The organism is Limnohabitans sp. (genome assembly GCF_038134685.1).
Taxonomy (GTDB): domain Bacteria; phylum Pseudomonadota; class Gammaproteobacteria; order Burkholderiales; family Burkholderiaceae_C; genus Limnohabitans_A.
Window position 1 is genome coordinate 37,965 of record NZ_JAYPVP010000019.1, and the last position, 8,044, is coordinate 46,008.

Genomic DNA, 8,044 nt, shown 5'->3' on the forward strand with positions numbered 1-8,044 from the left:
AATCAGCGCAGCGGCCACGGACGAATCGACACCACCAGACAGGCCCAGGATGACTTCTTCGTCACCGACTTGCTCGCGGATTTTGGCTACGGCTTCTTCGATGTAGTTGCCCATGATCCAGTCGGGCTTGGCTGCGCAGATGCCCAGCACAAAGCGCTCAAGCAGCGCCCTGCCCTGCACCGTGTGCGTGACTTCGGGGTGGAACTGCACGGCGTAGTAGCGGCGCGATTCGTCGGCCATGCCGGCGATGGGGCAGCTGGGCGTGCTGGCCATGGTCTTGAAGCCTGGGGGCAGCTCGGTGACCTTGTCGCCGTGGCTCATCCAGACCTTGAGCATGCCGTGGCCCTCCTGGGTGGAGAAATCCTCGATGCCTTTGAGCAGCTCGGTATGGCCATGGGCGCGGACTTCGGCATAGCCGAATTCGCGGGTGTTGGAGCCTTCAACCTTGCCGCCCAGCTGGGTGGCCATGGTCTGCATGCCGTAGCAAATACCCAGCACCGGAATGCCCAGCTCGAATACCGCATCGGGCGCACGGTCGTCCACCTCGTACACGCTGGCGTGCGAGCCGGACAGGATGATGCCCTTGAGATTGCCGTCGGCAGCGTATTCGCGCACCCAGTCGCTGCTCACATCGCAGGGGTGCACCTCGCAAAACACATGGGCTTCGCGCACGCGGCGGGCAATCAGCTGGGTGACTTGGGAGCCGAAATCGAGGATCAGGATTTTGGAGTGCTGCATGACAGGCAATGGGCTGTAAATTGAAAAGGCGTCTGGAACACCAGACGCCTTGGTTCAGGATGCCGATATTTTAATCGGCACGGTAGTTGGGTGCTTCCTTGGTGATCTGCACGTCGTGCACGTGGCTTTCGCGGATGCCGGCGGCTGTAATTTCCACAAACTCGGCCTTGTCGTGCATTTCGGCAATGCTGGCGCAACCGCAGTAGCCCATGGACGCGCGCAGACCGCCGGCCATCTGGTAGATGATGGACACAACCGAGCCCTTGTAGGGCACGCGACCTTCGATGCCTTCGGGCACCAGTTTGTCGGCGTTGGCATTGCCGGTGCTGCTTTCCTGGAAGTAGCGGTCCGCGCTGCCTTGCTGCATGGCGCCAATGGAGCCCATGCCGCGGTAGCTCTTGTAGCTGCGGCCCTGGAACAGCACGATCTCGCCAGGTGCCTCTTCCGTGCCCGCAAACATGCCACCCATCATGACAGTGCCCGCGCCTGCGGCAATCGCCTTGGCAATGTCGCCGCTGTAGCGAATGCCGCCGTCCGCAATCAGGGGCACGCCGGTGCCTTTGAGTGCGGTGGCCACGCTGTCGACCGCCATGATTTGCGGCACGCCGACACCTGCCACGATGCGGGTGGTGCAGATGGAGCCGGGGCCAATACCAACCTTGACCGCGTCCGCTCCAGCTTCAACCAAGGCCAGCGCAGCCGCGCCGGTGGCGATGTTGCCGCCAATGACTTCGATGTGAGGATAGTTCTGCTTGACCCAGCGCACACGGTCGATGACGCCCTTGCTGTGCCCGTGAGCAGTATCAACCACAATGGCATCCACCCCCGCGCGGGACAGGGCTTCCACACGCTCTTCCGTGCCCTCGCCAACACCAACTGCAGCGCCGACGCGCAGACGGCCTGCGGCGTCACGGGCAGCGTTGGGAAAATTGAGCTGCTTGGTGATGTCCTTGACGGTGATCAGGCCCTTGAGTTCAAAGGCGTCACTCACCACCAGCAAGCGTTCAAGTTTGTGCTTATTGAGCAAGGCCTTGGCCTGGTCGGGGGTGGTCCCCTCGGGCACGGTGACCAGACGCTCGCGCGGCGTCATGATGGCACTGACGGGCTGATCCAGGCGGGTTTCAAAGCGCAGATCGCGCCCTGTGACAATGCCGACCACTTTGCCCGCGTCGACCACCGGGAAACCGGAAACGCCGAGTTCATCGGACAGTTGCATCACCTGACGCACCGTGGTGTCGGGGGTGATGACCACCGGGTCGCGCAACACGCCACTTTCGTAGCGCTTGACCTTGGCCACTTGAGCGGCCTGCTCTTGCGCTGTCAGGTTTTTGTGCACGATACCGATACCACCTTCCTGCGCGATGGCAATCGCCAAACGCGCCTCTGTCACCGTGTCCATGGCGGCAGACACCAGGGGCAGGTTCAGGCGGATGTTCCGGGTAAATTGGGTTGCAAGAGAAGTGTCCTTGGGGAGGACTTGCGAATAAGCGGGGACGAGGAGAACGTCGTCAAAAGTAAGGGCTTTACCGAGTAGGCGCATAAGCTAAGGCTCCAAAAAATGGATTGTACCCTTGCCGCCCGGCGCTACTGGCCTTAGGGGGCCTGAAAAATCAGCACCTTCAAGGCCTTTTGCGGGTCCACATCCTCAAAAACCGGCGGGTTGGCCAAGCGCTTTACAAATGCAAGCTCGGGGGCCAGGTCCTGCACATGGCTGCGCAAAAAGTCCTCGCCCATTTCAGGTGCGTTCAGGCACAGCATCACCCTGCCCTGCGCGGCCAGCAACTCGGGCAGGCGGCGAATGACGCGGGCATAGTCTTTGTCCGCCACAAAACTGCCTTTCTGGAAACTGGGCGGGTCCACCACGATCAGACCGTAAGGCCCCATGCGGCTGACCTTGCCCCAGGTCTTGAACAAGTCATGCGCCAGAAAGCGGGCCCCGCCCAGACCGTTGATACGGTGGTTTTGCTGCCCGATGGCCAGAGCCCCGGCAGCCATGTCCAGGTTGACCACTTCAGTGGCGCCACCTTGCAGCGCGGCCACAGAGAACGCGCAGGTGTAGGCAAACAGGTTCAGCACCTTCTGGCCCCGCGCCTGTTCGCGCAGCCACTGACGGCCCGCGGCCATGTCCAGAAACAGGCCGTGGTTTTGTCCGCGCAGCACATGCACCCGGTAACGCGCCGGGCCTTCGGCCACGATGTGTTCCTCGGGCACTTGCCCTGCCATCAGCCGGGTGTCGTGTCGACCAGGGCCGCGCTCCTGGTACACCCAGCACAGGTCATGGCCGGGGCTCAGCTGGTCGTGGCGTTGCTGCAAGGCCTGGCCCACGGCGTTGAGTTCCTCTTCCTGCAAAGGCTTGAAGCTGGTCAGGACCCAGACCGGGCCATACCAGTCCAGGCTGAGGTGTTCGCAACCCGGAAAGCGCCCACCCCGACCATGGAACACGCGCAGCGCCTGGCCTGCAGGCGCCTGGGCTTGGGCCAAGGCATCCAAAAGTGCTTGCACGGTCAGTAGCCCGCTGCGGCGCCGGGGCGGCGTTTGGCAAACAGGCCAGCACGCTTTTTACCCTGGCTGGAAAAACGCTCGCGCCGTGCCACTTTGGGGTCCACACGCAAGTCACGGTAAAGCTCCAGCCGGTCGCCCTCGCGCACAGCTTGCTTCCAGGTGCATTTGTGGTTCCACAGGCCGGGTGTCCAGCCTTGCCAGACACTGGCGGGCACATCGGCTGGCCACTGCGGCATCTGGCTTGCCATGAGCCAGGCTTGTTGAACGGTTGTGCCCGCAGGCACTTGCATCGGCCACTCCAGCACCACGCGCGGCGCAGGGCTGAAGCAAACCGTCAGGTTGAGCACTGAACTCATGCGCTGTACACCTGTTCGGCCCGCTTGATGAAGGCGTCCACCAGGCTGGAGGCAATCTTGTCGAACACCGGCCCCACCACTGCGGATAGCGCGGCGCTGGAAAAACCGTAATGCAGGTTCAGCTCCACCTTGCAGGCGCGTTGCGTTCCGTCGCCTACGGGGCTGAAGGTCCAGCCACCACTCAAGTTGGAAAACGGGCCATCGATAAGCTCCATCTGCACCTCGCGCCCCGGCACATGGGTGTTGCGGGTGGTGAAGGACTGTTTGAGCCCGGCCATCTTGATGCCCACTTCGGCGGTCATGCCCTGGTCGGTGGTTTCCAGCACACGCGCATGGTCACACCAGGGCAAAAACTGCGGATAGGCGTCAACGTCGGTCACCAGCCGGAACATTTCTTCGGGGCTGAACCAGATCAAAACGGACTTGTGGATATTCTTCATACAATCGAGACTCAGGCTGAGATTGTAAATTTGACGGCCACCCCTACATTGAACGCATGGCCACTAAAAAAACTTCTTCTGCCAAATCGCCCGTCATCGCCGAGAACAAAAAAGCGGCGTTCAACTATTTTTTTGAGGAACGCCACGAGGCCGGCATGGTCCTCGAAGGCTGGGAAGTCAAGGCCATTCGCGACGGCAAGGTGCAGCTGACCGACGGTTATGTGGTCATCAAGAATGGCGAGATGTACATCATCGGCCTGCTGATCAACCCGCTCAAAACAGCCTCCACCCACGTCAACCCCGAGTCCGCCCGCATCCGCAAGCTGCTGCTGCACAAGGACGAGATCCGTCGCCTGATTGGCAAGGTCGAGCAAAAGGGCTACACCCTGGTGCCCATCAACCTGCACTGGAAAAATGGCCGCGTGAAGTGCGAAGTGGCCCTGGCCAAAGGCAAGGCCGAGCACGACAAGCGCGACACCATCAAAGACCGCGAAGGCAAGCGCGAGGTCGAACGCGCGATGAAGTCGCGCAACCGCTGATCAGGCCAGGTGCCGCAGCGGGTGGTGGTCTGAAGGCCAGGGGCTGACAAAAAACCGCGCCACCTCCGCCGCATCCACCTCTTCCACCTTTGCAGGTTTCCAGTTCGGGCTGTGGTCTTTGTCCACCGCCAGAGCGCGAATGCCTTCCACGGTGTCGCTGTCGTGCACCGAGCGCAAATGAAAGCAGTGATGCACCATGTCGCGCTCCATGCGCAGGTCTTCAGCCAGGCCAATGCTGCGGGCGCGGCGAATTTGCTCCAGCACCACGTTGAGCATCAAGGGTGAACGCGCACGCAGGGTCTTCGCGGTGTGCTGGCTCCAGTCGTCACTGGCGGCTTCAAGCGCATCGACCATGGCTTGCACGGTGGGCATGCCAAACACGGTGTCGATTTGCGGCTGGGGTTGCAGTTTTTCCGGGGTCAGGCTGCCGGGTTGGGCCAGCACAAAGCGTTCAACGGCTTCGCTGTTTTCGAAGGGGCTGTTGCCCAGCTTGTCCCAGATGGTTTCGAGCATGGCGGACGGCAAAGCCATGTCGGCCAGCTTGGCAGCCACGGCCTGAGGGCCGCTGAGCATCAGGCCCGTCAGACCCAGGTATTCGCCCAGCTTGCCGGGGCAGCGGCTCAAAAAGAAACCACCGCCCACGTCCGGGAAGAGACCAATGTTCGTCTCGGGCATGGCCATCTTGGTGCGCTCGGTCACCACGCGCACGCTCGCGCCCTGGCTGATGCCCATGCCGCCGCCCATGACGATGCCGTCCATGAAGGCAATGTAGGGCTTGGCGTAGGTGTGAATCAGGTGGTTGAGCGCGTATTCCTCGGTGAAAAAATCACCCAGCGCAGTGTCGCCAGCGTGCGCCGCCTGGTGAAAAAACCGGATATCCCCGCCCGCGCAAAAGGCACCAAACGGGCCTTCCTTGCCTGTGCCACGCACGGCCACGGCCAGCACCTGCGGGTCATCTTGCCAACGTTGCAGTGCAACCGTGAGGTCGCGGACCATGGGCAAGGACAAGGCGTTGAGCGCCTTAGGGCGATTGAGGGTGATGCAGCCCACGCGGCCGCGAATTTCTGCGATGACTTCAGACACGTCGTTGTCTCCATCCCAACCATTCGTTGAACACCAAAGCCCCAATCACCAGCGTGCCACCTTGCAGCACACTGGCGCTAGGAGCTTCATCAGCGCCTACCCAGGCCAGGAGGATGCCAAAAATCACTTCCAGCAAACCCAGCAAGGCCATTTCGGGCGCCTTGAGCGCGCGGGCGCACATCACGGCCAGCACACAGGGCACAGCCAATTGGAACAAACCCAGTGTCGCGAGCCACATCAGATCGCTGGTACTGGCTTGCATGGGTTGTGCCGGTAGCAGGGTGTAAAGACTGGAGAGCACAGCACCCAGCAAAACCGATGGCACCAGATCAATGTCGATGCCTTTGCTGTGCGCTTTTTGCATGGCTGTCCACTGCACAGCAGCGGCCATCGGCACGCACAGCGCCACCAGCATGCCAGCAATGTAGTCGCCTTCGGCAGCCATCATCTCGCGGCCATACATCCAGACAATGCCTGCGCCTGCCGCCGCAATCGCGGACCAGGTACGCGCGGGCAACTTATGGCCCAGCACCAGGCGACTGAGCAAGGCCGTGAGCAAGGGCCCCAGTGCCATGGTGATGAGCACATTGGCCACGCCAGTGAGCGTCATGCCCAGCATGAAGGCGGTGAACATGATGCTCCAGCACAAGCCAGAGACCCAGAAATAAGCATTGCGCCAGGGCAATCGGCGCCACACGCCCCTGCCCTGCCACAGCGGCAGGATGACCACCAGCGACAGCACCGTGAAGAAGCTGCGCCAGAAGGTGACTTCAAAGCTTTGCGCCTGCTGCAGCTGGCGCGAGACCACGCCAGCAATCGACCACATGGCGGTGGTCAATACCATCAGCAAGACCGCTTGACCATGTCGGAGTGTCATGGCCAAGACCTCGATCAGGCGTTTTCGCGCGAAGCGCGCTTGCGGTCGTGTTCCTTGAGGAAACGCTTGCGCAGACGCACGCTCTTGGGCGTGATTTCGACCAGCTCGTCGTCCTCGATGAATTCGACGCCGTATTCCAGCGTGAGGTCGATCGGGGGCGTGATCTTGATCGCGTCTTCCTTGCCGGACACGCGGAAGTTGGTCAGCTGCTTGGTACGGGTGGCGTTGACCACCAGGTCGTTGTCGCGGCTGTGGATGCCGACGATCATGCCCTCATACACCGGGTCGTTGGGCTTGACGAACATGCGGCCACGATCGTCAAGCTTGCCCAGGGCGTAGGTGAAGATTTCACCGTCGTCCATGGAGATCAGCACGCCGTTCTTGCGGCCACCAATGTCGCCCTTGTGCGGCTCGTAGCTGTCGAAGATGTTGGAAATCAGGCCGGAACCACGGGTCAAGTTCAGGAATTCGTTGGAGAAACCGATCAGGCCACGCGCCGGGATGCGGTATTCCAGGCGCACTCGGCCACGGCCGTCCGGCTCCATGTTGACCAGCTCGCCCTTGCGCTCGCCCAGGGCCTGCATCACGCCGCCCTGGTGGCCTTCTTCAATGTCAGCCGTCACCAGCTCGATAGGCTCATGGCGGACGCCGTTGATGTCGCGGAACAGTACGCGGGGCTTGGACACGGCCAGCTCGTAGCCTTCGCGGCGCATGTTTTCCAGCAAGATGGTCAGGTGCAATTCACCACGACCAGACACTTCAAAAATGCCGTCCTCTGAAGTTTCCTTCACACGCAGGGCCACGTTGTGCTGCAGTTCCTTTTGCAGACGGTCCCAGATCTGACGGCTGGTCACATACTTGCCTTCACGACCAGCCAGGGGTGAGGTGTTCACGCAGAAGTTCATGGTCAGGGTGGGCTCGTCCACCTTGAGCATGGGCAGCGGTGCGGGGTTGGCCGGATCGGTCACCGTCACGCCAATGCCGATGTCTTCAATGCCGTTGATCAGCACGATGTCGCCGGGGCCGGCTTCGGGCGTCTGCATGCGGTCCAGGCCCTGGAACGTCAGCACCTGGTTGATGCGGCCTTTGGTGCTCTTGCCATCCGGGCCTTCCATCACCAGCACGTCCATGCCAGGCTTGATCTTGCCCTGGCTGATGCGGCCTACGCCAATACGGCCCACAAAGGTGGAGAAATCGAGGGCCGAGATCTGCAGCTGCAAAGGCGCGTCGGGGTTGCCACTGTTGGGCGGCACGTGCTTGAGCACGGTGTTGAACAGGGCCGACATGTCGGGGCCCCACTGCTCGCCTGGTGGGCCCTCTTCCAGCGAGGTCCAGCCGTTGATGCCCGAGGCATACACCACCGGGAAGTCCAGCTGCTCGTCGGTCGCGCCCAGTTTGTCGAACAGGTCGAAGGCGGCGTTGACGACCTTGTCGCAGTTGGCACCGGGCTTGTCCACCTTGTTGACCACCACGATGGGCTTCAGACCGAGGGCCAGGGCCTTCTTGGTC

Annotated in this window: 9 protein-coding genes; 1 reads left to right on the forward strand and 8 read right to left on the reverse strand. The window is 61.7% G+C overall.

The window, feature by feature from the left end:
* The 5 genes from guaA to AAFM15_RS09070 form a co-directional block, all read right to left on the reverse strand.
* The coding region (gene guaA, locus AAFM15_RS09050; RefSeq protein WP_371833100.1) for a glutamine-hydrolyzing GMP synthase at positions 1–738 on the reverse strand (738 nt) is incomplete at its 3' end.
* A gap of 70 nt (positions 739–808) precedes the next feature.
* Positions 809–2,278 (reverse strand): IMP dehydrogenase, encoded by a 1,470-nt coding sequence (guaB, locus tag AAFM15_RS09055; protein WP_341686394.1) that lies wholly within the window; start codon positions 2,276–2,278, stop codon positions 809–811.
* Positions 2,279–2,331: 53 nt separating this feature from the next.
* Positions 2,332–3,240: a class I SAM-dependent methyltransferase gene (locus AAFM15_RS09060; protein WP_341686395.1), complete on the reverse strand. Its 909-nt coding sequence runs from the start codon at positions 3,238–3,240 to the stop codon at positions 2,332–2,334.
* Between the two features lie 2 nt (positions 3,241–3,242).
* The gene (locus tag AAFM15_RS09065) at positions 3,243–3,596 is read right to left on the reverse strand and encodes an RnfH family protein (protein WP_341686396.1); all 354 of its coding nucleotides are present in this window, start codon (positions 3,594–3,596) and stop codon (positions 3,243–3,245) included.
* Entirely contained in the window at positions 3,593–4,036 is a 444-nt protein-coding gene (locus AAFM15_RS09070; protein WP_341686397.1) for a type II toxin-antitoxin system RatA family toxin, read from the reverse strand. Before AAFM15_RS09070 ends, AAFM15_RS09065 begins: the two co-directional genes overlap by 4 nt.
* A gap of 56 nt (positions 4,037–4,092) precedes the next feature.
* On the opposite strand from AAFM15_RS09070, the gene smpB reads away from it, so the two are divergent.
* Positions 4,093–4,575: an SsrA-binding protein SmpB gene (gene smpB / locus AAFM15_RS09075; RefSeq protein WP_341686398.1), complete on the forward strand. Its 483-nt coding sequence runs from the start codon at positions 4,093–4,095 to the stop codon at positions 4,573–4,575.
* Here smpB and AAFM15_RS09080 read toward each other — a convergent pair whose 3' ends face one another.
* From AAFM15_RS09080 to AAFM15_RS09090, 3 genes are all read right to left on the reverse strand, one after another.
* Complete coding sequence (locus AAFM15_RS09080) at positions 4,576–5,658, reverse strand: enoyl-CoA hydratase/isomerase family protein (RefSeq protein ID WP_341686399.1); 1,083 nt, start codon at positions 5,656–5,658, stop codon at positions 4,576–4,578. It abuts the gene before it with no gap.
* Positions 5,651–6,535, reverse strand: a complete 885-nt coding sequence (locus tag AAFM15_RS09085; RefSeq protein WP_341686400.1) for a DMT family transporter — start codon at positions 6,533–6,535, stop codon at positions 5,651–5,653. The genes AAFM15_RS09080 and AAFM15_RS09085 overlap by 8 nt, the downstream gene beginning before the upstream one ends.
* Positions 6,536–6,549: 14 nt before the next feature.
* A partial coding sequence (locus tag AAFM15_RS09090; RefSeq protein ID WP_341686401.1) for an EF-Tu/IF-2/RF-3 family GTPase occupies positions 6,550–8,044 on the reverse strand: 1,495 nt, incomplete at its 5' end.

Excerpts from the sequence above, each read along its gene's own strand:
- AAFM15_RS09070 (WP_341686397.1), bottom strand. The coding sequence starts at position 4,036 with ATGAAGAATATCCACAAGTCCGTTTTGATCTGGTTCAGCCCCGAAGAA.
- guaB (WP_341686394.1), bottom strand. The coding sequence starts at position 2,278 with ATGCGCCTACTCGGTAAAGCCCTTACTTTTGACGACGTTCTCCTCGTC.
- AAFM15_RS09085 (WP_341686400.1), bottom strand. The coding sequence starts at position 6,535 with ATGACACTCCGACATGGTCAAGCGGTCTTGCTGATGGTATTGACCACC.
- AAFM15_RS09065 (WP_341686396.1), bottom strand. The coding sequence starts at position 3,596 with ATGAGTTCAGTGCTCAACCTGACGGTTTGCTTCAGCCCTGCGCCGCGC.
- smpB (WP_341686398.1), top strand. The coding sequence starts at position 4,093 with ATGGCCACTAAAAAAACTTCTTCTGCCAAATCGCCCGTCATCGCCGAG.